The following is a 24,932-nucleotide window of genomic DNA, read 5'->3' as shown; positions in this document are numbered from 1 at the left end:
TGAAACTTGATTCGTAACTATCGAAAGTTTCACTAGGTAATTAATTGTTGCTAGTTTGTTTCATTTTGTTATAGATTAAATATAAGGCCTTACTCATTACCATTTTTATGGTGAAAAAATCTGAACATTTAAAAACAGGAAATCATCATGGCAACAACAACTAGAAAAAAATATTTGAGCGTGCTGATAAGCTCGATTTTGGCCTCATCAGTCAGTTTCGCTGCGACGGCCCAGCAACAAGAAAACGATAGTAAGGCCGAAGAGGATGTTGAGGTTATTGAAGTTACAGGGATCCGTAGCAGTATTAAAGAATCAAACTTTCGAAAGAAAGAAGCAACGACGGTTGTTGATGTCGTTGTCGCTGATGACATCGGTAAGTTCCCCGATGAAAACTTAGCGGAAGCATTGCAGCGTATTCCGGGCATCACCATTACTCGTAATGGCGGTGAGGGGCAAAATATTTTAGTCCGTGGTTTAGGTGGCGGCTACAACATTACCACGTTGAATGGTCGTAAACTGGCTTCTGAAAACTCAGGCCGCGACTTTAACTTTGATACGATTGCTTCAGAGTTAGTGGGGGCACTACAAGTGTATAAGTCACCAGAAGCACGCTTAATTGAAGGGGGCATTGGTGCGGTCGTTGATATCGAAACTCGTAAACCACTAGACCAAGATGGCTTTACCTTGAGCGCTTCAGCAAAAGGGATTTATGAATCTCGAACAGGCGATGTACACCCGCATGCTTCATTCATCATCGGTGACAACTTTAATGATGATACTTTTGGTGTGCTTTTCTCGGGTGCGTATTCTAAGAAAACCTTACGTGCAGACACATACTCGGCAAGCGGTTTTTTTGACGAAGAAGAAGGTTGGGGGGCAGACAGCGCAGGTGTGCCAGTCGACATGAACGGCAACGGAGAAATTGATGGGCAAAGTGAAATATTTGCCTCAAAAATCCCGAGTTACATGTATTTTGCCAACGCGCAGGATGTGCGTGAACGCGTCGGTGCGACGTTAGCAATGCAATGGCGCCCAACAGATACCCTAGACATTAACTTTGATGCTCTTTATTCACGTTACAACACCGATGGTCATCGTTATCAAATCGGTTTTGTTAACTATGATGAAAGCTGGACGCCAGGCACGCCAGTGTTTACTGATGCAGAATTTGATGACACAGGCCGTGTAGTATCAATGACGCAAACCGGTAACACCATGGTGGAGCTACTCAACTTAACCAACCCACGTAAAACCGATACTTATCAGTTTGCCCTTAATGCTAAATGGTATCCAATGGATGGCCTAACACTGGCTGTAGATGTTGCCCATTCAAGAGCGAAAAACGAAAACGGCGGTGATAACCGCTTTATTGTTGCGCGTGGTTTTATTGACTCAATTGGGATTGATTACACCACGGGTAATATGCTGCCAGATGTGACCTTATCGCCGGGCTTAACTGCGGATCAATCATACGGTGCTCACTATAGCCGTAATACAGGTACTGGGGTTGAAGACACGGTTAATGACTTTAAGTTTACCGGTACATTTGTGCCAGAAAGCGATTTAGTGACCCGTGTTGATTTTGGTTTAACTTACCTTGAACAAACTAAAAGTCAGCTTGAATATGCATCAAAAAATGCCAGCCAATTCAGTAATGGTGGTCAATATTTAGAACGCGATGGCTATGAATTCGATGACAGCACCGTGGTCAATGTTGGTGACTTTAACCTCTTTGAAATCCCAAGTGATGTGTTTGTTGAGGCGAATTTCGATAACTTCTTAGAGGGTGAAAGTAGCATTACACCTGAGCCATGGCCAAGTTTCGACTACGATAAGTTACTTGCTTATTATCGCTCAATTAATGCTGAAGCAACCGATAAGAGTATTGTTGCATCGCTCAATTCATCGGGCACTTATGAGGTAACCGAAGAAGTTCTAACTGCGTATGCGCAAGTGACGCTCGAGAGCACTCTTGCAAATATGCCGTATATGTTAAACGTTGGTATTCGCGGCTCGCAAACTGAAGTGAGCTCTAAAGGGTCGGTTTATGATCTATCGTTAATTGACTTACAAGAAGATGGTAAACCACTTGAAAATGGTTGGCGCGAAACTGTTGAGCAATCATTTAAAGGGGATTACAGCAACATTTTACCAAGCATGAACTTTAAGCTTAGTATTACCGATGATTTAATTTACCGCTTCTCTGCGGCACAAGTGATTAGCCGCCCATCTTTAAGCTACTTACGTCCGTGGCTTGCGCCAAATTTTGATACGTATCGTGAAGGTTTACCACAACTTTCTATGGGTGATTCGTCGTTAACACCTGAAGAAGCTAATCAAGCCGATATGACCTTAGAGTGGTACTTTGAAGACAGCAGCTCGTTAAGTGGTGGGGTGTTTGTCAAAGACCTGAAATCATTTATCGATTACGTCGAAAGCCCAGTTGAAATTGAAGGTGTGCGTTACTTTGCATCTTACCCTGGTAAGAGTAAGTACGGTGCAACGATCAAAGGGGCTGAGTTTGCTTATCAGCAGTCGCTCGAAAACTTACTACCCGAACCTTTCAATGGCTTAGGCTTTCAGCTTAATTACACCTATGTTGACAGTAGTTACGATGAACCAGAGCTAAAAGAATCAGGTTTGCCATTTAGAGGCATGTCGAAAAACTCATATAACGCCGTGGTTTACTATGAGCAATATGGTTTCCAAGCACGTTTAGCGTATAACTGGCGCAGCAAGTTCTTGTCGGATCCTGATGCATGGGGTGGTCCATATTGGATCTCTGATTATGGTCAGTTAGATGCCAGCATGAGCTATAACATCAGTGACCAATTCACAGTGTTTGCCGAAGCAACGAACTTAACGAATGAACGTTATTGGGGTTACACCAAGCGTACTGACCAAGTGAGTTATCTAGAGCGTTTTGGTACTCAAGTAGCCTTGGGTGTTCGAGCTAGTTTCTAATTTTAGTGTTTACAAGCGCCTGTAAGGGCGCTTTTATTTTTAAATGAGGTTGTTATGGCAGGAATTAGTGTTTGGCAATTAGTCATTATTGCTGCAATTGTGGTGCTGTTATTTGGCACAAAAAAATTATCTCGAATAGGTGGAGATTTAGGGACGTCAGTCAAAGGGTTTAAGCGTGCTATGCAAGATAAACCCAATGATGAAGCCTAGTTCGCAAGTACTTTAAATTATATTGCTACCCTGCTCAGGGTCGCGAGATTGATCGGCTTGTTCGCGAATATCATCGGCATCACTACTAACGTCATCAAGGCTATGGTCGTCGAGTGATTTTGCTGTTTTTGGCTCTGCGCTTACACTATTGTTTGGCTGCTCGGTCTCGTTTTCGCTATTTAAAATAATTCGCTCGCGAGCATCATCAGGCATGCTTATTTGCTCTGCTAAATAGGTATTGACCAGCTCTCGCATTAATTGTGATGCCACTTTGATAGTACTGTGTTCGTTACTATTGACCCAAAAATAAATGGTTAGATTAAGAGTCGCTGAGCCTAATGAATCAATTAACACTTGGCTTGGCGGATCACTAATAACAGCAGGGTTTTGATTAACCACTTTCATTGCTAATTGTTGGGCATAGCGAATGTCATTATCGTAGCCAATGCCAACGTTAAAGTGACCTCGCATTTTAGGATTTGCGGTGAGGTTTTTAATGACGTTTTTATAGACGGTCGCATTGGGAATTTGAATGTGATTACCATCAAAATCAACCAAGGTGGTGGCGCGAGCCGTAACCTTTTTAACTACCCCTAAACGACCATCAACTTCGATAACATCATCAATACGAAAAGGGCGCTGCACACTAAGCAGCATACTTGAAATAAAGTTTTCGGCGATATCGCGAAAAGCAAAACCTAAAATAAGCCCGACTAAGCCAGTACCACTCATAATCGCCACGGCAAAACTGGTGAGTCCAGCAAGACGCAAAAATAAGTACACCCCAAACAAGATGATAATGATGCTAAAAAAGCGCCTAGTCACCACATGCAAAAGTTTACTTTCACTGACAAAGCCAAGTGGTTTGATTAATAAATACGATAAAGGGCGGGCTAAAAAGTAGCAAACAATGATGGCTACAATACCGAGTGTCAGTGCAGGTAACATTTGCCATGTAGTATGTAAAAACTGCGTGATTTGAGAGTTTAAGTCTTGCCAAGATAAGCTCTCAGGGATTGCTTGCGATGTTACTGAAACTGTCGGTGTAAACAAAGTAGCTAATTGATTTTTAATAAGTAAATAATAATTCATCGCACCGCTCCATGGACCTTTGTACTGTTTTTATAAGCTTAGCTTAATGCAATTCAGACGCCATTATTACTGGCAAGTTGTTTGCAGCTTGAGAGTGATTAAAGCAATTTTTTAGGTCGCTTATGAGTAAGGACAACCGAGGTTACCAAGCTCGCTCACCAATGGAGATCCCAATGCGAGGCTGGTGGGATATCTGCAAGCGGGTTTATCACAACCTATCACAAGACAATTTATCTTTTGTGGCGGCAGGCGTGGCATTTTATGCTCTGTTGGCTATTTTCCCTGCGCTGGCGGCTATTGTCTCTGTGTATGCATATTTTGCCTCGCCAACAGATATTTATGATCAGCTTGATAAAGTGATTGCCATTTTACCTGAAAGTAGCCGTGACATCATTTTGCTACAGGTTAGTGGTATCACTCAGCAATCGCAAAAGGTATTGAGTGCCAGTGCCATAGGTACTTTATTATTGACTGTTTGGAGTAGCAGCAAAGGCTGCCAAGCACTGATCACTGCCTGCAACATTACTTATCATCAGCGCAATAAGCGCCAGTTTTTTATGGCATTAGTGGTGCGTTTTTTATTTTCGTTAGGTGCTATTGTGGTTGCGCTGGTGGCGTTATTGATCATTGGTATTTTGCCAATAGTGCTTAACTTAGTTGGCTTAACTGAGCTTATCGATTTAATGATTCAGCTTATTACTTGGCCACTATTAGCCATTATTTTTAATTGCGCTTTAGCATTTTTATATCGTTATGCACCGCATAGAACGCCTGCCAAATGGCGCTGGATCACCCCAGGCTCAATGCTTGCCACGTTTCTTTGGATCATCGCATCAATCGGTTTTTCATATTATGTATCGCAATTTGCAAGTTATAACGAAACTTACGGATCGTTAGGTGGTGTGGTGATCATGTTGATGTGGCTTTATATCAGCGCATACATCATTATTTTTGGTGCCGCCATTAATGCCAGTGCCGAGCAACAAACCTTAGTCGATAGCACCATAGGGCCAGAGAAAGAAGTTGGAGAGCGGGGTGCTACAGTGGCTGATAGATTAACCAGACAACAAAATGAGCATTCTTAAAAATAGAATGATTAGCGCTAATTTTACTCATGGTTGTTAGTTAAATTAGCGCCTACAATCATTTCATACAATTTACGGGAGTAAAGTTATGAAAGTGATTCAACAATTAAATAGTCATGCCACACAAGATGGTGACGGCGTAAACATCAGTCGTATTCCTGGCTTTGATGGCAAGTATTTAGACCCTTTTTTAATGATCGATGAGCTTAAGTCAGATGATCACAGTGATTTTATGGGGGGCTTTCCTGCGCATCCTCACCGCGGTATCGAAACCTTTACTTATATTATTAAAGGTGGCTTTGAGCACCAAGATCAAATGGGTAACAAAAAAGCGATCCGTGCTGGTGATGTGCAGTGGATGAGTACCGGTTTTGGTGTGATCCACAGTGAAATGCCATTAGCAGATGCTAAAGAAGGCATGCACGGTTTTCAGATTTGGCTCAATATGCCAAGTGCCGAGAAACTAAGAGCACCACGTTATCAAGATACCACTGAAGCGCCAGCACCAACGACTCAAAATGAGCAAGGTGTTGAGCTTAAAGCGTTGGCAGGAAGCTGGCAGTTTGCCGGTGAAAAGCAGGACTCTAGCCTACAAGACCTCGCCGCTGATGGCATGCTTGCTGATGTGACTTTACCGGCTGGTACGCAGTTTTACCATGCACCATTAGCGCAAACTAAGGTGATGATTTATATCCATACTGGAGAAATTCATACTGAACAGGGCGGTCCAGTTAAAGCTGGCAGCTTATTGATTTTAGAGCCTGGCAGTAACATTGAGTTTAACTCGCAAACTGGTGCTGGGGCGTTGATCCTAGCCGGTGAGCCGCTTAAGCAACCAATCGCTCATATGGGCCCGTTTGTAATGACAACCCAAGCTGAGTTACAGCAAGCAGTGCGTGACTATCAGCTAGGTAAATTTGGCACACTATAGGAGGTTATTGTGGGATTACTAGTAAATGGCCAATGGCAAGATAAATGGTACGACACCGATAACAATCAAGGTGAGTTCAAACGTGAGGCAGCTCAGTTACGTAACTGGGTTACCGAAGATGGCAGTGCAGGGCAAAGTGGTGATGCGGGCTTTAAAGCTGAGAAAGATCGTTACCATCTTTATGTCTCTTTAGCTTGCCCTTGGGCTCATCGCACTTTGATTTTTCGCCATTTAAAAGGCCTTGAAGATTATATCAGTGTGTCGGTTGTAAGTCCTGACATGCTAGAGCATGGCTGGACCTTTGATAAAGACAATCACAGCACCGGTGATGCACTTTTCGATAGCGAATTTATGCATCAAATTTATACGCGTAACAAAGCCGATTATTCAGGTCGTGTTACGGTTCCCGTGCTTTGGGATAAAAAAACGCAGCGTATTGTTAGCAACGAATCTGCTGAGATTATCAGAATGTTTAATAGCGCGTTTAATGCCCTAACAGGTAATGAACGCGACTTTTATCCGCAATCGTTACGTTCTGAAATTGATGAAGTTAATGAGTTTGTTTATCACAACATTAATAATGGGGTGTATCGTGCAGGCTTTGCGACAACGCAAGAAGCTTACACGGAAGCCTTTGATGATCTCTTTGCCGCTCTAGATAAGATTGAGCAACGTTTAACAGCTAATCGTTATTTAGTGGGTGAGACCCTGACTGAGGCCGACTGGCGTTTATTTACCACCTTAATTCGCTTCGACAGTGTTTATGTGGGCCACTTTAAATGTAATTTGCGTACTATTGAGAGCTATCCGGCGATCAGCAACTATTTACGTGAGTTATATCAAATTGAAGGTGTAAGTAAGACCGTTGATTTTTATCATATAAAACGTCATTACTATTTTAGCCACACCATGATCAACCCAACTCAAGTTGTGCCAAAAGGGCCTGATATAGACTACGCTCGACCACATAATCGTGGTTAATAGATTCTGATAACTAACAGTTTTATGACTGATTAAGCTGTTAGTTATAACTATCCATGACCTTGCGGATAGTGTCGATGCCAAACATCACCTTTTGAATAAATGACTCTGAACTTTTCACTAAATTAAAGTTAGGGTGCTGTGACCAAACAGCTTGCAGTTTGTCATCAAGCAAAATAGCTTGCTGATCAGATTCGTTTCTAACAGGGTTATTAGAATGAATACTTTGCCCAGACTTAGCAGCTGTTTCAAAAAAGATCACTGCATCATACTGGTTAAGTTCGATTTCTAGGCTGGTGTTTAAACACTGAAAAAACTCATCTTGCTCACCGGGCCAATAGGCAAGCCCATCTAAACTACCACGATCGCAAAGCATTAAACGATCTGGGTGCATGGTTCGCTGAATATGTTCAAGGTGTTTTTGTAAGCTGAAGATAGCTTGTTGGTGAGCTTTAATGAGGTGAGTTGCATCACCACGTTCTACACCACCGCTGAATAGCATGGTCGCAGACTCTGGTACAACAACAATTTGATTAGAAAATTCACGTCTTAATAGATCGATGGCTGTTGTTTTACCACCGCCTGGGCCGCCTGTTAATACAATCCTTTTTTTCACCTTACATTCTCACAAATTGCTCGTTTGTGTTTAAGGTAATGAAAATAGGTGGCAAAGAGAAGTAAAAAGCAAACATTACATGATAAAGATCACAACAAACGCAGTAACCAGCTGAAGCGGCTGACTTGTTTCAATTTACCGTCTTTGTGGTCTGAGTTATTAAGTGCTTCGTAGCCCATTCCCGCAGTGAAGGCACTGGCAATACCTACTTTACTTACTGCAAAGCGTTTTAAACGGTATTTGAATGCTTGATGGTGTTGACGTTTAAGCTCATCTTGTAGATCCATTTGTTGGCTTAGTTCAGTCACTCTGTGCTGTGGTTTATTAATAAAATAATCAATTAACATCATTCATCCTTATTAATATTAAATAATTGACGAACGCTTTTTAGCGTGTGATCAAAGCCTATCTTACTACTTACATAACCAATATTTTTCCAAAGCCATGCAAGGCATATCAGTTGTAATGCAATCAATGAAATAGCGGCTAACCACAATGATTGGCTAAAGCTAAATATTGCGATACCGACAGTAGCAAGTAGACCAGCCCAAAGTAGCACCAAGCCGCCTGCAAAACAGACGAGTAGGATGATCGTTAAGGCGAGTGAGCGTGTTGATAAGCGCCACTCAGCAGCTGCAAGCTTTTTACAAGTTCCAGTTTGTTCACGGTAGTCAATGTATAGCTGTTTGCCGTAATCAGATAATTTAGCAAGATGATCTTGCCACTGATCAGCGTTTAACGGCTGTTCAGTGGCATCTTGCGTTTTCTCATCTGTGGATTGAGAAGACTGCATAACAATTACTTACGACGAATAAGAGCAGTTACTAACATGCCTGCAGCAAAGGCAATACCTGCTGTTGCAAGTGGGTTTTCTGATGCAAGCTTACGAGTTTTACCACTGTACTCATTAATTTTAGCGCGTGCTACAGCTTGCTTTTCAGAAAGCGTTTGAGCAGAGCTCGATGCGCCTTGGCGAACACTATGTTCAGCACTTGCTGCACGAGTTGAAAGTGCATCAACAGCGTGATGTGCTGCTTCAGTTGCTTTTTCTGTGAATGGCGCCTCTACTTGAGCCGCGTTCGAGTTTGCACTGCTATTAGTTTCTGTGCTTGAATTCGATTTAGAAGTTGCGGTAGTCATAATCATTCCTTAAAAATTGCCATTTAATTGGTATCTAATCTATTGCAACCTTCATACCAAATAATAAAAATTAACTTTTTCAATGCGTTATAATTTTTAATCAGCCATTGGAGGGAGAACATTCGTAACTCTTGCAGGGTGATTAAGTAAAAATTACAACATTCGATAATTTTGTAATTATTCATTGGTTATTCATTAACCATTTTTCCCTAATACATCGCCAAGAAAATTGAAAAAATATTTTTTTTCGATGTTTTCCACTTTTTCCCACGTAATTCATAGGCTTTGCTTGAGGCCTTATTTTTTCTGGCTTCACAAGGCGCTTATGATGATCTGCTTACTTGACAAAATGGCTTGTCAAGCCCTAAACTGGAGCACTGTGGTAAAAAGTGGTTTTTAGTGGATCAAACTGGATCGGAAATAATCATTAACGATTAACAACCTATTTTTAAGGCAAGTTATGTTTCGGGGTGCGAGCTCTCTGAGTTTGGATGATAAAGGACGCTTTGCGGTACCGACTAAGTACCGAGATGCGATCTTGTCTGAAGATCAGGGAACGGTTATCTGCACTGTGGCCTTAAATGAACCTTGTTTGTGGTTATACCCGCTAGCAGAATGGCTCGAAATTGAAGAACGATTATTAAAGATTTCGAACATGAATCCACGCGCTCGCCGTATGCAACGTATGCTGCTCGGTAACGCTACAGAGTATCAACTAGATAAAAATGGCCGAATTTTGCTGGCGCCGTCGTTACGCGCACATGCAGAACTTGGAAAAAAAATCATGTTGGTTGGCTTGATGAACAAGTTTGAAATTTGGGATGAAGATCGTTGGCATGAACAAATGCGCCAAGATACTGAAATTGAACGCCTAGGCGATTTTGAGGCGAATCCTGAGTTCGATAATTTCTCACTCTAACCACAATAATAAAAAGGCAAAAAATAGCTAATGACAGCGCAATTTGAACATGTCTCTGTACTGATGGACGAAACCATAGATGCTTTGGATATTAAACCCGAAGGCATTTACATGGATGGCACATTTGGTCGCGGTGGGCACTCTGGACAAATTCTTGCGCGTTTAAGTGAGCAAGGTCGTTTACAAGCAATTGACCAAGATCCACAAGCTATTAAAGCCGCAGAAAAGTTTGCTGATGATGCACGTTTTTCGATTGCCCACACTCGTTTTTCAAACCTTAAAACAGTTGCCGAAGATAACGATTTAATCGGTAAAGTTGACGGTATTTTGTTAGATATCGGTGTTTCTTCGCCACAGCTTGATGATGCTGAACGCGGTTTTAGCTTTATGAAAGATGGCCCGCTTGATATGCGCATGGACCCAACCAGTGGTCGCAGTGCTGCACAATGGCTCGCTGAAGCTGAACTTGAAGATATCACTCATGTGATTAAAACCTACGGCGAAGAAAAGTTTGGTCGCCGTATCGCTCATAAAATAATTGAAACACGTGAACACACTGCTATCACAAGCACAAAGCAGCTTGCTGAGTTAGTCGATGAAGCGGTGCCAGTGAAAGATAAACACAAACACCCGGCTACACGTACATTCCAAGCGATCCGTATTTATATCAACAGTGAACTTGAAGAAATTCAAACTGCACTGCAAGCCGCTGTTGACGTTTTAAAACCAGGTGGACGTTTAGTCGTTATTTCGTTCCACTCGTTAGAAGATCGCATTGTTAAGCAATTTATAAAAAAACAGAGTAAGGGAGAGGCGATACCCAGAGGTCTGCCTTTGACGGACGCACAAATAAACAAAAACCTGACGTTAAAGGCAGTGGGTAAAGCCATTAAGCCGAGTAAGGCGGAAATAGAAGCTAACCCGCGTTCACGTAGTTCTGTGTTAAGGGTTGCTCAGAGGTTGTAATGAAAGCTAAAGCGACACATCGCCAACCCAATTTATTTGTAGAGATTTTTAAAGGCCTAGGAGCTAATAAGCTGACCTTGGCCTTGTTGGTTGTGATCCTTGCTTCGAGCTTAAGTGTGGTTCAAGTGACGCACCTAGCGCGTCAACAATTGATTGAACAAGATAAATTATTGCAAGAGCGCGATGAACTTGATCTTGAGTGGCGTTACTTGCTTGTAGAAGAAGAATTTTATTCGCAGCATGCGCGTATTGAAGAAGTCGCAACCATGCAATTAGAAATGAAACGGCCAACTAGCCAAGACGAACAGGTGGTGGTACTGCAATGAGAAGCAGAGGGAAAAAGCCAACGAATACCTTGATAACATGGCGCTTTTTGCTCGTGTGCTCAGTGGTGTTGCTAGTCTTTATGACGCTGGTTGCGCGTGCCGCTTTTTTACAGGTCATTGAGCCAGATAAAGCGCGTTCAGAAAGTGATAAACGTACTGTGCGAGTTGAAAAACAACATGTGCAGCGAGGTATGATCTTCGATCGCAATGGTAAAGAGTTGGCAGTCAGCGTGCCTGTGGTGAGTGTGTATGCCGATCCTAAGGCACTACATAAATCACTGATCAGCAAGGTACTGCGTCAAGCACGTAAAAATGGTGAAGATCAACAAGCGCTTGCTGAAAACACTGTTGAGTTAGATAAACGTATTGCCGCTTATTACAATAATGATATTCGCTGGCGTGAACTTGCGGATGTATTACGTATTGAACCAAGCAAAATTAACTCTCGTCTTCGTGATAATCCAAAGCGTCGTTTTGTCTACTTAAAACGTCAGGTTACCCCTGCTGTTGCTAACTATATTGGTGATCTTCGTTTACCAGGTATCCACTTACTTGATGAGTCAAAACGTTATTACCCTGCCGGTGAAGTGACAGCTCATGTTATTGGTTTTACTAACATAGATGGTCATGGTATTGAGGGGATCGAAAAGCTTTATGAAAAAGCTTTAACCGGTGTTGAAGGTCAGCGTACTATTCGTAAAGATGCGCAAGGCCGTGAAGTAGAAGTTCTTGATGAGCGCGAGCGTGTAGAGCCAGAGAGTATTCATTTAAGTATAGACCAACGTATTCAAGCAATTGCTTATAAGGCAGTGAAATCAGCGGTGTTATCGTACAAAGCGACCTCAGGTTCAGCCATGGTTGTGGATGTTAAAACCGGTGAAGTGTTGGCTATGGTAAATAGCCCATCGTTTAACCCAAATAACTTATCAGATGCTGCGCCGCATAAGCGTCGTAACCGTGCTATCACCGATTTGTTTGAGCCAGGCTCAACTGTTAAGCCGCTAGCCATTTTAGCTGGTTTAGACTACGGCGTAATTCAACCGGATTCAATTGTTGATACTTACCCTGGCTGGATGCGAGTAGGTGGTAGCCTTGTGCAAGATACTCGTAATCATGGTGAGATGACTTTAAGAGAGATCTTAAAATATTCAAGCAATATGGGTGTGACTAAGGTCAGCCAAGAGCTACCAAAAGATTACTTTGTTGGTCTTTATCAAAAAGTTGGTTTTGGCAGCGACAGTGGCACGGGCATGGTTGGCGAAAGCAGTGGTTTATTTTATCCAAATCGCCGCTGGTCTGATCATGAAATTGCTGCACTATCATTTGGTTACAACTTAGCAGTAAGTACCGCACAAATGGCGCGTTTTTATGCCATGTTAGGTTCAGGCGGTGTTATGCGTCCATTGACTGTACTTAAACAAGAGTCGGTACCTGAAGGCGAACGTATTTTTCAACAAAAAGATGTTGAAGCTGTTGTTCACATGATGGAAAGCGTGTTTGAGAAAGGTGGTACTGCTCAAAAAGTTCATGTTGATGGTTATCGTGCTGCAGGTAAAACAGGTACTTCTAAAAAAGCGGCTGTTGGTGGTTACGGTGATGAGTATGTTGGTTATTTTGCCGGTATTGCACCTGCAAGCAACCCGCGTTTAGCGGTAGTAGTATTGATTAATGAGCCGGGTGGAGATGTTTATTACGGCGGTGCGACGGCAGGTCCTGCATTTGCAGAGATTGTCTCCAATGCTTTAAGAATTCTAAACGTCGCACCGGATAAAGATGCGGTTGCGTACGTAGAAGGCAAAGATAACGATGCGTGATTTAAAACCGATTCTTAATCAAATTGATGTTGAGGCCAATAGTTTATTGGTTAATCAACTACGTCTTGATAGTCGAGATGTAAAAGCTGGCGATGTATTTGTCGCTATAAAAGGTCATCAGCTTGATGGCGGACAGTTTATTGAAAAAGCCATTGAAAATGGTGCGGTGGCAGTTATTGCTGACCGTTTATGTGAGTTCGAAAGTGAGTTTGAACCACTTTATTTAGTTACCGATTTAGCGAAAAAGCTGCCTGCACTTGCAGCTGCTTTTTACCAGCAACCATCAAAGCAGTTGGATTTAGTGGGTGTGACAGGCACCAATGGCAAGTCAACGACCACAGCGATGATCGCGCATTTAGCACAGCATTGTCATAAACGTGCGGCTGTGATTGGTACGCTCGGTTATGGGCACCCTGATAACCTGACTGAGCTTGCAAACACCACACCATCGAGCGTCGATTTACAGCGTATTTTATCTGAACTTGTAACAGAACAGCATGATGTTGTGGCTATGGAAGTCTCATCTCATGGCTTAGTTCAGCAACGTGTTGATCAGTGTAAATTTAAAGCCGCTGTGTTTACTAACCTTTCGCGTGACCACTTAGATTATCATGGCACGATGGATGCCTACGGTGATGCGAAGTTGATGTTAATGCGTGACCATATGCCTGAGCTTGTGGTGCTTAATCAAGATGATGCGCAAGTTGAAGCATGGTTAGAAAAATACGACTTCAATAACCTAATTTGTTACGGCCATAAAAACCTAACGCCTAAAAATGCGCGTTTTGTTTATTTCAGCGATGTAACCTATGATAACACCGGTATATCGGCGAAGTTCGATACCAGTTGGGGACAGGCTGAAGTTAATTGCACACTGTTTGGCGAGTTCAACTTATATAATTTAGCCGCTGCAATGGCTACTTTATTAGGTATGGGTTACCCACTTGATTTACTCGTTGAAGGGTGTAAATCATTGCAGCCTGTTGCTGGGCGCATGCAGGCATTTAGTGCGCCAGGTCAACCGACTTGTATTGTTGACTATGCCCATACTCCTGATGCGTTAGCACTAGCATTACAAGCATTGCAAAAGCATGTTCCAGGTGGCGTCAGCTGTGTGTTTGGCTGTGGTGGCGACAGAGACAAAGGCAAACGCCCGATGATGGCAAAAGCTGCTGAAGCTAATGCAGACCGTATTATTGTCACCAGTGATAACCCAAGAAGTGAAGACCCAGACGCAATTATTGCTGATGTGATTGCAGGGCTTGAGCAGCCTGAACGCGCACATTGTGAAGCAGACCGCGCGCAGGCTATTAGTTATGCCATTGCGCAAGCAGGTGCTGATGATGTCATTCTAATTGCGGGCAAAGGCCACGAAGACTATCAAATTATTGGCGACCAACGAATTGACTTCTGCGATCGTCAATATGTACAACAACAATTAAAAGAAAAATCGCAAGGGGCGCAGTTATGATCCCTATGGATTTTGATTGGCTAGCTAAAGTTCTAGCAACCGATTACCAAGGTGGTAATCAAACGGTAAAAAATATTAACACTGACACCCGTACTTTGTGCGACGGTGAAGTGTTTTTAGCGCTACAAGGGCCTAATTTTGATGGTCATAAATTTGTTGCGCAAGCAAAAGAAAAAGGCGCGATAGCTGCCATCGTAGCGCGTCCTGTTAACGTCGATATTGTGCAGTTTGTGGTCAGTGATACACGTATTGCGCTTGGCCAAATTGGCGCGGCTGTGATGGCACAGGTTGCACCAAAAACAATCGCTATTACAGGTAGCGTGGGTAAAACGACCGTTAAAGAAATGTGTGCGGCGATTTTATCAGGCCACGGTGAAGTACTGGCCACAAAAGGCAACTTTAATAATGACATTGGTGTGCCACTGACGTTATTACGTCTTGAGCCACAGCACCAATATGCGGTGATTGAGTTAGGTGCCAACCACATTGGTGAAATTGCATACACCGTTGCAATGACGAAACCTGATGTTGCTGTGGTATGTAATGTTGCAGCTTCTCACTTAGAAGGCTTTGGCTCACTACAAGGTGTAGCAACGGCCAAAGGCGAAATCTATGACGGCTTAAAGCCTGATGGTGTTGCCGTAGTTAATTGCGACAGTGATTATGCCGATTTTTGGCTTGATAAATTAACTGATCGCAACGTAAAACGTTTTTCTACTAACCAACAATTAGATTATTGGGCAGAAGATGTGGTGCTTGATGAGCAAGCCCGTGCTTCTTTTGTGCTTTGTAATAAAGATAAAAAAGTACCTGTCACACTGGCACTACCGGGCAAACATAATATTGCAAATGCATTAATAGCCACCGCGTTAACCACTGAGCTGGGTGTAAGCCTCGAAAGTGTTGCATCGGCGCTGGCAACCATGGGTGAAGTTAAAGGTCGTGTAAACGTCCTTAAAGTGTCAGACACATTGACGGTTATTGATGATACCTACAACGCGAATGTGCAATCGGTTAAGGCGGCAATTGATTTATTAAGTGATATGCCAGGGCGTCGTATTTTTGCGTTAGGTGATATGGGTGAGCTTGGTGAAGAAGCGCGTTTTTATCATCAACAAGTCGGTGAGTATGCACAGCAAAAAGGCATTGATGAGCTATACAGCTTAGGTGTTTTAAGCAAGTCAGCCAGTGATGTATTTGAAAAGCCAAACCGCCACTTCTCAAGCCGTGAACAATTATTACAACAATTACAAAGTGAACTTGCTCAATCGACGCAAAAAACCACAGTTGTTGTAAAAGGTTCGCGCAGTTCTCGTATGGAGCTTGTGGTCACAGATTTAGTAAATAGCCAGCAAAATGGCAACAATGGAGTATCGTCATGTTAGTTTGGCTGGCCGAGTATTTAACACAGTATTACAGTGGTTTTAATGTTTTTTCTTACCTAACGCTGCGCGCGATTTTAGGTATTTTAACAGCACTACTTATTTCACTTTATTTTGGCCCTAAGCTAATTCGTGCATTACAAAAAATGCAGATTGGTCAGGTGGTTCGTCACGATGGTCCAGAGTCACACCTATCTAAAAAAGGCACGCCAACTATGGGCGGTATTTTGATTTTAGGAGCGATTTTTACCAGCACATTACTGTGGGCAGACCTTTCAAATAAATATGTTTGGGCAACCTTATTTGTTGTGGGCTCGTTAGGTGTAGTTGGTTTTATTGATGACTACCGTAAAGTGATCCGCAAAGACCCTAAAGGCTTAATCGCTAAGTGGAAATACTTTTGGCAATCAGTGATTGCGTTAGTGGTTGCCAGTGCGCTTTATTTTACCTCGCAGCAAGGCAGCGAAACCTCATTAGTTGTGCCGTTTTTCAAAGACGTGTTACCACAGCTAGGATTGTTTTATATCGTGATGACTTACTTTGTAATTGTAGGTACGTCGAACGCGGTAAACCTAACAGATGGCCTTGATGGTTTAGCGATTGTGCCAACCATTTTAGTGGCGGCAGCGCTTGCCATTATTGCTTATTTAACAGGTAACGTTAATTTCTCAAGCTACCTACATATTCCGCATTTGCCACTCGCCAGTGAGCTTGTGGTTGTGTGTACAGCAATTGTGGGAGCTGGACTTGGTTTCTTATGGTTTAACACCTACCCAGCACAGGTATTTATGGGTGATGTAGGCTCATTAGCACTCGGCGGTGCTTTGGGTATTATTGCGGTGCTGGTTCGTCAGGAACTGGTACTTATCATCATGGGTGGTGTGTTTGTAATGGAAGCATTGTCGGTGATTTTACAAGTGGGCTCTTACAAATTACGTGGTCAACGTATTTTTAGAATGGCGCCTATTCACCACCATTATGAATTAAAGGGTTGGCCTGAGCCGCGCGTAATTGTGCGCTTTTGGATTATTTCAATCGTGCTAGTACTTGCTGGCCTTGCGACATTAAAGATCAGGTAAATGACAGTTATTAACGAGATTAAAAATAAACAAATTTCAGTGCTCGGACTCGGTGTAACCGGTCTGGGCATTGTGCGTTTTTTATTATCTCAGAATATTAAGCCAATTGTTGTTGATAGCCGCACAGCGCCGCCGGGTGCTGATTGGCTAAATGAGCATGCCAGTGAGTTAACGACTCACTTTGGTGATTTAGAGCAGGCAGACTTAGCCAGCAATGACATTATTATCATCAGCCCAGGTCTAAGCCTCGCGACACCTGCTGTAGCAAAAGCGATTGATGCTGGTGTTGAAGTGATTGGTGACGTTGAGCTTTTTGCCCGATTAACCGATAAACCAATTGTTGCGGTGACTGGTTCAAATGGTAAGTCGACTGTAGTTACATTGGCGTTTGAAGTACTTAAAGCGGCCGGTTATAAAGTTGGCCTTGGTGGCAACATTGGTACTGCGGTACTTGATTTACTATCGCAAGACTATGATGTGTATGTACTTGAACTGTCGAGCTTTCAGCTTGATACCACACACAGCTTAAAAGCAAAAAGTGCCTGTGTATTGAATGTGAGCGAAGATCACCTCGATCGTTATCCAAGCTACCAAGCATACATTGACTCTAAGCAAAGTATTTATAACGGCTCTGAGCTTGCGGTAGTTAATGCCATTGATGTGGCAACGCATACTGCAAAGCAGCCCCAAGTGAGCTTTGCGCTCGCTAATGCAGATTTTGCCTTGGTTGAATATCAAGGTGAGCAATACTTTGCAGCACACGGTAAGCCGGTGTTACCAGCAAGCTGTTTAAATGTTGTTGGCTTGCACAATCAACAAAACGCGCTCGCGGTGATGGCATTACTGAGCCCGTTTGATATTGCTAAAGAGCATTACCAGCAAGCGTTTAGTGCTTTTACTGGGCTTGCACACCGTTGTCAGTTTGTTGCTGAAATTAATGAAGTAAAATACTTTAACGATTCAAAAGCGACCAATGTAGGTGCAACTATCGCTGCGATTGAAAGCTTAGCAGGTCAAGCAAAGCAATTAGTTGTGATTGCCGGTGGTGATGCAAAAGGGGCTGATTTAGATGCCCTAAAGCCATACTTAAACAACAAAGTAAAAGCGCTTGTTTGTTTTGGTAAAGATGCTAAAGCGTTAGTGGCTCTGACTGAAAAAGGTCACCTAACCACCAACATGCATGAAGCTGTGCAACTAGCAAAACAGTTAAGCAGCAGTGGCGATATCGTTTTATTAGCACCTGCATGTGCCAGCATTGATATGTATAACAATTACATGCAACGTGGTGATGACTTTGCTCAGTGCGTATTGGCGGAGGCGGTATGATTGCATTTGCTGACATCCGTGAAGCATTAACACCTAAGCAATCGCCACAGCTTTATGATGTGCCGTTATTGTATTGCATGTTGATGTTGATTGGCGTTGGCTTTGTGATGGTAACCAGTGCCTCTATGCCAACAGCAGAGCGATTATTTGATAATCCGTATCACATTATCATTCGCCATGGCATGTTCTTAATTATGGGCTTTTTCTTGTTTTGGATTGCCACTAACGTGCCTATGGATTGGTGGAAGCGCAGTAACGCCTATTTATTGTTGCTGGGTTTAGGTTTGCTGGTTTTGGTGCTGATTGTTGGCCGTGAAGTGAACGGTGCAAAGCGTTGGATACCTATTGGCCCTGTGGGCTTTCAGGTTGCTGAAGCCGCCAAACTGTATTTCTTTAGCTACATTGCTGGTTACTTAGTGCGTAAACGTGAAGAAGTACAAGAGAACTTAAAAGGTTTCTTTAAGCCATTAGCCGTATTTGGTGTGTATGCGTTTTTGATTTTGATGCAGCCAGACTTAGGAACTGTAGTTGTATTGTTTGTGACGACAGTTGGTTTGTTGTTTTTAGCGGGTGCTAAGTTATGGCAGTTTTTTGGCCTTATCTTAACGGGTATTGCTGCAGTGGTGGTGCTAATTATCGCTGAACCATATCGTATGGCTCGTGTTACAGGCTTTTTAGAACCGTGGGAAGATCCGTTTGGTAAAGGTTATCAGTTAGTACAATCGCTAATGGCCTACAGCCAAGGTGGTTGGTTTGGTCAAGGTTTAGGTAATAGTGTACAAAAACTGCAATACCTGCCAGAGGCACATAATGACTTTATCTTTGCAGTGATTGGTGAAGAGCTCGGCTTTTTTGGCGTATTTAGTATTTTGATTGTACTTGCTGTATTTGTATTCAGAGCCCTTTTAATTGGCCAAAAAGCGCTGCAATGTGGCAAAGAGTACGAAGGCTATTTTGCCTTTGCTATTGGTATCTGGTTTGCGTTTCAAACCATGGTAAATGTTGGTGCAAGTGCGGGCATTTTGCCAACCAAAGGCTTAACACTACCGTTTATTTCGTACGGTGGCTCTAGCTTATTAATTATGACCATAGCAACAGGTGTACTTTTGCGAATAGATTTTGAAACAAAGATGGCGACTAAGCAGGCAACCTCACGTGGAGGTAAACGATGAGTAAAAAATTACTTGTTGTTGCAGGTGGTACCGGTGGCCATATTTTTCCAGGTATTGCCGTGGCTGACTTTTTAAAACAGCAAGGCTGGCAAGTTAGCTGGATTGGCACGCCTGATAGAATGGAAGCAACGGTAGTACCTAAGCACAACATTGAGATTGATTTTATCAATGTAAAAGGTGTGCGCGGAAATGGAATTAAACGCCTGATTAAAGCACCTTTTATGGTGATGAATGCGATTTTTCAAGCACGTAAAATTTTAAAAGCTCAAAAGCCTGATGTTGTTCTTGCTATGGGTGGCTATGTGACCGGACCTACTGGCATTGCAGCAAAGAGCTTAGGAATTCCTTTGGTTATTCATGAGCAAAATGCTGTTGCTGGCATGAGTAACCGCTGGCTAGCGAAGTTTGCCAACAAAGTGCTGGCAGCTTTTCCATCGGCTTTTGCAAAAGAACAATGTGAAGTAGTGGGTAACCCAGTCAGAGCAAGTGTCGCTAATGTCACTGCTAAGCAAACAACGACACCAATTAATGTGCTGGTGGTAGGCGGTTCACTTGGTGCACAGGTACTAAATGAGACTTTACCTGCTGTATTCAGTGAACTTTCAGCGCTAACAACGCTTAATATATGGCACCAAACGGGTAAAAATAATGAACCGAATGTGACTGCCAGCTATCAACAGTTAGGATTAACTGAAAATAGTAAAGTCGCTGAATTTATTGATGATATGGATAGTGCATATCAATGGGCCGATTTGGTTATTTGCCGTGCTGGTGCGTTAACGGTGAGTGAGATTGCGGCAGCGGGAAGAATGGCCTTATTTGTGCCTTTTCCACATGCTGTAGATGACCATCAAACTGCCAATGCAAAGTATTTAGTGACTGAGCAAGCTGCGTTGATTATGCAGCAAAGTGAGTTTAACCAAGCGGCGGTTGTTGAGTTATTAACGCCTTACGTAAATGCACCAGAAAAAATTTCAACAATGGCAAGTAAAGCAAAACAGCTTGCTATTTTAGATGCCACAGCCAATGTTGCAAAACGTTGTGAGCAACTAGCAGATAGAAGAGATTAGTAGTGAAAGAAAGCACGATGAAAGAAAACAACACTCGTCCTGCGATGCGTCGTATCGACACTATCCACTTTGTGGGTATTGGTGGCGCAGGCATGGGTGGTATTGCCGAAGTACTTGCTTTTGAAGGCTACCGCATCACAGGTTCAGACATTGCGCACAGTGCGATGACTGAGCGCTTAATTAAAGTGGGTGCAGAAGTATTTATTGGTCATGATGAAAACAATGTAAAAGATGCCAGCGTGGTGGTGGTATCAAGTGCGATTAACGAGCAAAACCCTGAGATTAAAGCAGCAAAAGCGGCGCGTATTCCTATTGTTCGCCGCGCAGAAATGTTGGCTGAATTAATGCGTTTTCGCCACGGTATTGCAGTGGCAGGCACTCATGGTAAAACAACAACCACGAGTTTAATCGCGAGTATTTATGCACAAGCAGGCCTTGATCCAACCTTTATTATTGGTGGCTTGCTAAACAGTGCTGGTAGTAATGCCAAGGTCGGTAAAAGTGACTTTTTAATTGCAGAAGCTGATGAGAGCGATGCGTCATTCTTACATTTACAGCCTATGGTATCTGTGATCACGAATATTGAAGAAGATCACATGGATACGTATGGCGGTAGCTTAGAAAAAATGAAAGACACCTATGTTGATTTCATTCATAACTTACCGTTTTATGGTTTAGCTGTGGTGTGTATTGATTCTGAGGTTGCGGCAGAGCTGATCCCTCGTTTTGGGCGTCCTGTTATTACCTATGGTGAGTCGGCAGAAGCTGATTACCGCATGGTTGATTTTAGCCAAACAGCGAATACTTGTTCATTTAATGTTGTAAATAAGCAAGGTGAAAGCCTAGCAGTTACGCTTAATATGCCGGGTAAGCACAATGCGCTTAACGCGACTGCAGCGATTGCGGTCGCTAAAGATCAAAACATCGCTAACCATGCAATTTTAGAAGCGCTAACAAAATTTGAAGGGGTGGGTCGTCGTTTTCAGCATTACGGAAGCTTTGAAAATGAGCGCGGCAATGTCATGTTAGTTGATGATTATGGTCATCACCCATCAGAAGTTGCGGCGACGATTGCGGCGGTTCGTGAAGGGTGGCCAGATAAACGTTTAGTGATGATTTATCAGCCGCACCGTTATAGTCGAACCCGTGATTTATACGAAGACTTTGTCAAAGTACTGGCTGATGTTGATCAGTTATTACTGCTAGATGTGTATTCAGCGGGTGAAGAGCCAATCGTGGGAGCCGACAGCAAGAGTTTATGTCGTAGTTTACGCCAGCGTGGTAAAGAGCCATTACATGTTGCTAGTAACTCTGAGCTTGCTGGTGTCCTTGCCAGTACACTGCAAGATAATGATTTAGTTTTAACACAAGGCGCTGGTAACATAGGCCAGTTAGTGAAAAAGTTAGCAGCAACCGAGTTGTCTATTGAACAACTAAAGCAGGTAAACGTATGAGCCAGTTAAGTGACAAATTTGGCAAAGTAGCGGTACTTTTCGGCGGCACATCTGCCGAAAGAGAAGTATCTCTTAAATCAGGCCAAGCTGTATTGAATGCTTTGCAAAGTGCTGGCGTTGATGCCATTGCTTTTGATCCGAAAGATCAGCCGTTATGGCAATTAAAAGAATTAAACATTGAACGTGTATTCATTGCCCTTCATGGTCGTGGTGGTGAAGATGGCACTATTCAAGGTGCACTTGAGTTTATGGGTATTCCATATACAGGCAGTGATGTTTTAGGTTCTGCGCTTGCGATGGATAAAGTACGTTGTAAGCATTTATTTAAAGCAATGGGGCTGAGCACTGCACCTTATGCTGTTGTTGATAGCCGCCATGAGTTTGATAGCCAAGCGATTATTAATGAATTTGGTAAAGTGATGGTGAAACCGTCACATGAAGGTTCAAGCATTGGAATGGCAGAAGCAAACAGTGCGGAGCAACTCGATGCTGCGCTTAACGCTGCATTTAAGTTTGATAGCCAAGTGCTTGTTGAGCAATGGATCACTGGCCGTGAATTTACTGTTGCTGTACTCGGGCAAGATGTTCAGCCTGTCATTGAGATGACGACGCCAAATGGTTTTTATGACTATCAAGCTAAGTATCAATCGAATACAACTCAGTATCATTGCCCTGCAGATATATCTGTGCAAGAAACTGAATTGTTGCAAGATATGGCATTAAAAGCGTTTGATTTAGTCGGTGCAAGTGGTTGGGGTCGTGTTGATGCAATGCGTGATCAACAAGGTAACTTTTACTTATTAGAAGTAAATACGGTACCAGGCATGACAGAAAAGTCTTTAGTACCAATGGCAGCAAAAGCTAATGGTGCAAGCTTTGAGCAATTAGTTGTTCGCATTTTGGAGCAAACCCTTTAATATGCATCCTTTTTTAGAAAAAGCGCAACAATTAAAACAGCAGCTAAATTGGTCGTTGATTTTTGGTGTGAGCTTTTTTCTAGTAGTGATTTTTGCATTAGTAAAAATCACTACAGGCGTCTCAGATTGGTTGGTAGAGAACAAAGACGCACAAATAAAGCACTTATCAGTACTTGGGCAACCCCAATATACTGATGAGAAAGCAATTATTGGTGCAATAAAAAAAGCCGACTTATCGAGTTTTTTTGAATTAGACGTAAAACATGTGCAACGCTTAGTACAAGGCTTGCCGTGGGTAGCAACGGCATCGGTCAGAAAGCAATGGCCAGATACCTTGCAAGTATATGTTGTTGAGCATCAAGCTGTAGCGCATTGGAACAGTGACTTACTGTTAAACCAAGCTGGCGAAGTGTTCCAAGCAAGTAGTGATAAATTACCTACAAGCTTGCCACAGCTATATGGCCCAGAAGGCAGTGAAATCGAGGCTTGGACTGCTTTTAGTCAATTTCAAGAAATGCTCAAAGTGAATAACTTAGAGCTGACCAGTTTAGCGCTTTCTGAGCGCTTTTCGTGGCAGTTATGGCTTGATAACGGCATTCGCCTGAACTTAGGCCGCAAAGAAAAAGCAAAGCGTGTACAGCGTTTTATTGACGTGTATCCGCGCATGGAACAACGTGCAGATGCACAAATCGATGTTGTTGATTTACGGTATGATACCGGTCTTGCAGTGAGCTGGAAGCCAGTGCAAGAAGAACAATTAGAAAATAAGAGTAAGGCATGACCAAGTCAGCAGAAAGAAACCTAGTGATTGGATTAGACGTTGGCACATCGAAAGTTGTGGCCACCGTTGGTGAAATCACCGCAGATAACAAACTAAGCATTGTGGGTGTTGGCAGCCAAGTATCGCATGGTATGGATAAAGGCGGCGTTAACGACCTTAACCTTGTTTCTGAATCGATTCGTCGAGCTATAGATGAAGCTGAGTTGATGGCTGATTGTCGTATTAGCTCTGTTTATTTAGGTATTTCTGGAAAACATATCCAGTGCCAAAATGAAAGCGGTGTAGTGGCAATTAACAACACGGAAGTGACTGACGAAGATATTGAAAATGTCATTCATATTGCTCGTTCAGTGCCTATTTCGGCAGAACGGAAAATGCTACATGCATTGCCACAAGAATACAGCATCGATATGCAAGAAGGGATTAAAAACCCACTTGGCATGAGCGGTGTGCGTATGGAAGCTCGCGCGCACATCATTACTTGCTCAAACGATATGGCAAAGAATATCGAGAAATGTGTTGAGCGTTGTGGCCTTGAAGTGGATCAGTTGATCTTTACTGCACTGGCATCATGTTATTCAGTACTCACAGATGACGAAAAAGAGCTCGGTGTAGCCGTGTTAGATATCGGTGGGGGCACCATGGATATCACCATTTATATTAATGGTGCGCTTCGTCATTCAGCGGTTATTCCAGTGGCGGGTAACCAAGTGACTGGTGATATTGCAAAAATATTTAGAACACCTATATCACATGCTGAGTCACTCAAAGTACAATATGCGTGTGCGAGTAGCCAAATGGCAAGCAACGAAGACACAATTGAAGTACCGAGTGTTGGTGGCCGACCTGCGCGTATTATGTCGCGCCATACTTTAGCTGAGGTTGTTGAGCCACGTTTTAGAGAATTATTCGAGTTGGCGATGGAAGAAATACGCCGCTCAGGTTTTGAAGACCAAATTGCTGCAGGTCTCGTCATTACTGGCGGAACAGCAAAAATGACGGGTGCAATGGAAGTGGCAGAAGACATTTTCCAAATGCCAGTCAGAATTGGCAAACCAATCGGGATTGTTGGTTTGACAGATTATGTAGATGATCCTTCGTACGCGACCGCGGTTGGTTTGTTACAATACGGCCGTACAATGCAATCGATGAATGCACAAAAGTCGAAAGCTGAAGGTGATAATAATTGGTGGAACCGTATTACTAAGTGGTTCCAAGGTGAGTTTTAAGACTCAA

23 protein-coding genes and 1 pseudogene are annotated in these 24,932 nt (G+C 42.9%); 19 read left to right on the top strand and 5 right to left on the bottom strand.

Features of this window, described 5'->3' with window-relative positions; all coding sequences use genetic code 11:
• The first annotated feature begins 147 nt into the window (after nucleotides 1-147).
• Together J8Z28_RS15150 and tatA are read left to right on the top strand one after the other, a co-directional pair.
• On the top strand, nucleotides 148-2,964 hold the full coding sequence (locus J8Z28_RS15150; protein ID WP_062566503.1) for a TonB-dependent receptor: 2,817 nt from the start codon (nucleotides 148-150) through the stop codon (nucleotides 2,962-2,964).
• Nucleotides 2,965-3,018: 54 nt separating this feature from the next.
• Nucleotides 3,019-3,168: pseudogene (gene tatA, locus J8Z28_RS15145) on the top strand (twin-arginine translocase TatA/TatE family subunit); the annotation flags it as partial.
• A gap of 18 nt (nucleotides 3,169-3,186) precedes the next feature.
• Here the strand turns inward: tatA and J8Z28_RS15140 are convergent.
• A complete protein-coding gene (locus J8Z28_RS15140) occupies nucleotides 3,187-4,266 on the bottom strand; it encodes a mechanosensitive ion channel family protein (protein WP_062566502.1) in 1,080 nt (359 codons plus the stop codon).
• 122 nt (nucleotides 4,267-4,388) lie between these two features.
• Between J8Z28_RS15140 and J8Z28_RS15135 the strand changes: the two genes are divergently transcribed.
• The 3 genes from J8Z28_RS15135 to J8Z28_RS15125 all read left to right on the top strand — a co-directional run bounded on the left by J8Z28_RS15135 (nucleotide 4,389) and on the right by J8Z28_RS15125 (nucleotide 7,263).
• Entirely contained in the window at nucleotides 4,389-5,351 is a 963-nt protein-coding gene (locus tag J8Z28_RS15135; RefSeq protein WP_062566501.1) for a YihY/virulence factor BrkB family protein, read from the top strand.
• An 88-nt stretch (nucleotides 5,352-5,439) separates the two neighbouring features.
• A complete protein-coding gene (locus tag J8Z28_RS15130; RefSeq protein WP_062566500.1) occupies nucleotides 5,440-6,282 on the top strand; it encodes a pirin family protein in 843 nt (280 codons plus the stop codon).
• A 9-nt stretch (nucleotides 6,283-6,291) separates the two neighbouring features.
• A complete protein-coding gene (locus J8Z28_RS15125) occupies nucleotides 6,292-7,263 on the top strand; it encodes a glutathione S-transferase family protein (protein WP_062566499.1) in 972 nt (323 codons plus the stop codon).
• A 40-nt stretch (nucleotides 7,264-7,303) separates the two neighbouring features.
• On the opposite strand, the gene J8Z28_RS15120 is transcribed toward J8Z28_RS15125, so the two are convergent.
• The 4 genes from J8Z28_RS15120 to J8Z28_RS15105 form a co-directional block, all read right to left on the bottom strand.
• Nucleotides 7,304-7,879 carry an AAA family ATPase gene (locus tag J8Z28_RS15120; RefSeq protein WP_062566498.1) on the bottom strand — a complete coding sequence of 192 codons (576 nt, stop codon included), beginning with the start codon at nucleotides 7,877-7,879 and terminating at the stop codon, nucleotides 7,304-7,306.
• Nucleotides 7,880-7,968: 89 nt separating this feature from the next.
• Entirely contained in the window at nucleotides 7,969-8,226 is a 258-nt protein-coding gene (locus tag J8Z28_RS15115; protein ID WP_054561060.1) for a hypothetical protein, read from the bottom strand.
• Nucleotides 8,226-8,672: a hypothetical protein gene (locus J8Z28_RS15110; protein WP_062566497.1), complete on the bottom strand. Its 447-nt coding sequence runs from the start codon at nucleotides 8,670-8,672 to the stop codon at nucleotides 8,226-8,228. The genes J8Z28_RS15115 and J8Z28_RS15110 overlap by 1 nt, the downstream gene beginning before the upstream one ends.
• A gap of 5 nt (nucleotides 8,673-8,677) precedes the next feature.
• Nucleotides 8,678-9,019, bottom strand: coding sequence for a hypothetical protein (locus J8Z28_RS15105; RefSeq protein WP_054561058.1), 342 nt, complete (start codon nucleotides 9,017-9,019; stop codon nucleotides 8,678-8,680).
• Between the two features lie 460 nt (nucleotides 9,020-9,479).
• On the opposite strand from J8Z28_RS15105, the gene mraZ reads away from it, so the two are divergent.
• The 14 genes from mraZ to ftsA are packed head-to-tail and all read left to right on the top strand — an operon-like array spanning nucleotide 9,480 to nucleotide 24,925.
• The gene (mraZ, locus tag J8Z28_RS15100; protein WP_054552739.1) at nucleotides 9,480-9,938 is read left to right on the top strand and encodes a division/cell wall cluster transcriptional repressor MraZ; all 459 of its coding nucleotides are present in this window, start codon (nucleotides 9,480-9,482) and stop codon (nucleotides 9,936-9,938) included.
• 30 nt (nucleotides 9,939-9,968) lie between these two features.
• Nucleotides 9,969-10,904, top strand: a complete 936-nt coding sequence (gene rsmH, locus J8Z28_RS15095) for a 16S rRNA (cytosine(1402)-N(4))-methyltransferase RsmH (protein WP_062566496.1) — start codon at nucleotides 9,969-9,971, stop codon at nucleotides 10,902-10,904.
• Nucleotides 10,904-11,230 (top strand): cell division protein FtsL, encoded by a 327-nt coding sequence (gene ftsL, locus J8Z28_RS15090; RefSeq protein WP_054561056.1) that lies wholly within the window; start codon nucleotides 10,904-10,906, stop codon nucleotides 11,228-11,230. The genes rsmH and ftsL overlap by 1 nt, the downstream gene beginning before the upstream one ends.
• A complete protein-coding gene (locus J8Z28_RS15085; protein ID WP_062566495.1) occupies nucleotides 11,227-13,044 on the top strand; it encodes a penicillin-binding transpeptidase domain-containing protein in 1,818 nt (605 codons plus the stop codon). Before ftsL ends, J8Z28_RS15085 begins: the two co-directional genes overlap by 4 nt.
• The gene (gene murE / locus J8Z28_RS15080; RefSeq protein WP_062566494.1) at nucleotides 13,037-14,515 is read left to right on the top strand and encodes a UDP-N-acetylmuramoyl-L-alanyl-D-glutamate--2,6-diaminopimelate ligase; all 1,479 of its coding nucleotides are present in this window, start codon (nucleotides 13,037-13,039) and stop codon (nucleotides 14,513-14,515) included. Before J8Z28_RS15085 ends, murE begins: the two co-directional genes overlap by 8 nt.
• On the top strand, nucleotides 14,512-15,900 hold the full coding sequence (locus tag J8Z28_RS15075) for a UDP-N-acetylmuramoyl-tripeptide--D-alanyl-D-alanine ligase (protein WP_062566493.1): 1,389 nt from the start codon (nucleotides 14,512-14,514) through the stop codon (nucleotides 15,898-15,900). Before murE ends, J8Z28_RS15075 begins: the two co-directional genes overlap by 4 nt.
• Complete coding sequence (mraY, locus tag J8Z28_RS15070; RefSeq protein ID WP_054552733.1) at nucleotides 15,894-16,976, top strand: phospho-N-acetylmuramoyl-pentapeptide-transferase; 1,083 nt, start codon at nucleotides 15,894-15,896, stop codon at nucleotides 16,974-16,976. Before J8Z28_RS15075 ends, mraY begins: the two co-directional genes overlap by 7 nt.
• Nucleotides 16,977-18,302, top strand: coding sequence for a UDP-N-acetylmuramoyl-L-alanine--D-glutamate ligase (murD, locus tag J8Z28_RS15065; protein ID WP_062566492.1), 1,326 nt, complete (start codon nucleotides 16,977-16,979; stop codon nucleotides 18,300-18,302).
• Nucleotides 18,299-19,474, top strand: coding sequence for a cell division protein FtsW (gene ftsW, locus J8Z28_RS15060; protein ID WP_054561050.1), 1,176 nt, complete (start codon nucleotides 18,299-18,301; stop codon nucleotides 19,472-19,474). Before murD ends, ftsW begins: the two co-directional genes overlap by 4 nt.
• Nucleotides 19,471-20,544: an undecaprenyldiphospho-muramoylpentapeptide beta-N-acetylglucosaminyltransferase gene (gene murG, locus J8Z28_RS15055; RefSeq protein ID WP_062566491.1), complete on the top strand. Its 1,074-nt coding sequence runs from the start codon at nucleotides 19,471-19,473 to the stop codon at nucleotides 20,542-20,544. The genes ftsW and murG overlap by 4 nt, the downstream gene beginning before the upstream one ends.
• 17 nt (nucleotides 20,545-20,561) lie before the next feature.
• Nucleotides 20,562-21,998, top strand: coding sequence for a UDP-N-acetylmuramate--L-alanine ligase (gene murC / locus J8Z28_RS15050; protein WP_290442290.1), 1,437 nt, complete (start codon nucleotides 20,562-20,564; stop codon nucleotides 21,996-21,998).
• The gene (locus J8Z28_RS15045; RefSeq protein WP_054561047.1) at nucleotides 21,995-22,915 is read left to right on the top strand and encodes a D-alanine--D-alanine ligase; all 921 of its coding nucleotides are present in this window, start codon (nucleotides 21,995-21,997) and stop codon (nucleotides 22,913-22,915) included. The genes murC and J8Z28_RS15045 overlap by 4 nt, the downstream gene beginning before the upstream one ends.
• A gap of 1 nt (nucleotide 22,916) precedes the next feature.
• Nucleotides 22,917-23,696, top strand: coding sequence for a cell division protein FtsQ/DivIB (locus J8Z28_RS15040; protein ID WP_054561046.1), 780 nt, complete (start codon nucleotides 22,917-22,919; stop codon nucleotides 23,694-23,696).
• Nucleotides 23,693-24,925 carry a cell division protein FtsA gene (gene ftsA, locus J8Z28_RS15035; protein WP_054552726.1) on the top strand — a complete coding sequence of 411 codons (1,233 nt, stop codon included), beginning with the start codon at nucleotides 23,693-23,695 and terminating at the stop codon, nucleotides 24,923-24,925. Before J8Z28_RS15040 ends, ftsA begins: the two co-directional genes overlap by 4 nt.
• Nucleotides 24,926-24,932: the final 7 nt, after the last annotated feature.

This window comes from Pseudoalteromonas sp. SCSIO 43088 (genome assembly GCF_023650795.1).
Lineage (GTDB): Bacteria > Pseudomonadota > Gammaproteobacteria > Enterobacterales > Alteromonadaceae > Pseudoalteromonas > Pseudoalteromonas shioyasakiensis.
Note: the sequence above shows the minus strand (reverse complement) of the source record. Positions and strands in the feature narration are given on the sequence as shown.

Coding starts and splice junctions, on each gene's coding strand:
- ftsA (WP_054552726.1), top strand. CDS start 23,693: ATGACCAAGTCAGCAGAAAGAAACCTAGTGATTGGATTAGACGTTGGC.
- murE (WP_062566494.1), top strand. CDS start 13,037: ATGCGTGATTTAAAACCGATTCTTAATCAAATTGATGTTGAGGCCAAT.
- murG (WP_062566491.1), top strand. CDS start 19,471: ATGAGTAAAAAATTACTTGTTGTTGCAGGTGGTACCGGTGGCCATATT.
- J8Z28_RS15140 (WP_062566502.1), bottom strand. CDS start 4,266: ATGAATTATTATTTACTTATTAAAAATCAATTAGCTACTTTGTTTACA.
- ftsW (WP_054561050.1), top strand. CDS start 18,299: ATGATTGCATTTGCTGACATCCGTGAAGCATTAACACCTAAGCAATCG.
- J8Z28_RS15130 (WP_062566500.1), top strand. CDS start 5,440: ATGAAAGTGATTCAACAATTAAATAGTCATGCCACACAAGATGGTGAC.
- J8Z28_RS15110 (WP_062566497.1), bottom strand. CDS start 8,672: ATGCAGTCTTCTCAATCCACAGATGAGAAAACGCAAGATGCCACTGAA.
- J8Z28_RS15105 (WP_054561058.1), bottom strand. CDS start 9,019: ATGACTACCGCAACTTCTAAATCGAATTCAAGCACAGAAACTAATAGC.
- J8Z28_RS15045 (WP_054561047.1), top strand. CDS start 21,995: ATGAGCCAGTTAAGTGACAAATTTGGCAAAGTAGCGGTACTTTTCGGC.
- J8Z28_RS15150 (WP_062566503.1), top strand. CDS start 148: ATGGCAACAACAACTAGAAAAAAATATTTGAGCGTGCTGATAAGCTCG.
- mraY (WP_054552733.1), top strand. CDS start 15,894: ATGTTAGTTTGGCTGGCCGAGTATTTAACACAGTATTACAGTGGTTTT.
- J8Z28_RS15085 (WP_062566495.1), top strand. CDS start 11,227: ATGAGAAGCAGAGGGAAAAAGCCAACGAATACCTTGATAACATGGCGC.
- mraZ (WP_054552739.1), top strand. CDS start 9,480: ATGTTTCGGGGTGCGAGCTCTCTGAGTTTGGATGATAAAGGACGCTTT.
- murD (WP_062566492.1), top strand. CDS start 16,977: ATGACAGTTATTAACGAGATTAAAAATAAACAAATTTCAGTGCTCGGA.
- ftsL (WP_054561056.1), top strand. CDS start 10,904: ATGAAAGCTAAAGCGACACATCGCCAACCCAATTTATTTGTAGAGATT.
- J8Z28_RS15075 (WP_062566493.1), top strand. CDS start 14,512: ATGATCCCTATGGATTTTGATTGGCTAGCTAAAGTTCTAGCAACCGAT.
- J8Z28_RS15115 (WP_054561060.1), bottom strand. CDS start 8,226: ATGTTAATTGATTATTTTATTAATAAACCACAGCACAGAGTGACTGAA.
- murC (WP_290442290.1), top strand. CDS start 20,562: ATGAAAGAAAACAACACTCGTCCTGCGATGCGTCGTATCGACACTATC.
- rsmH (WP_062566496.1), top strand. CDS start 9,969: ATGACAGCGCAATTTGAACATGTCTCTGTACTGATGGACGAAACCATA.
- J8Z28_RS15040 (WP_054561046.1), top strand. CDS start 22,917: ATGCATCCTTTTTTAGAAAAAGCGCAACAATTAAAACAGCAGCTAAAT.
- J8Z28_RS15135 (WP_062566501.1), top strand. CDS start 4,389: ATGAGTAAGGACAACCGAGGTTACCAAGCTCGCTCACCAATGGAGATC.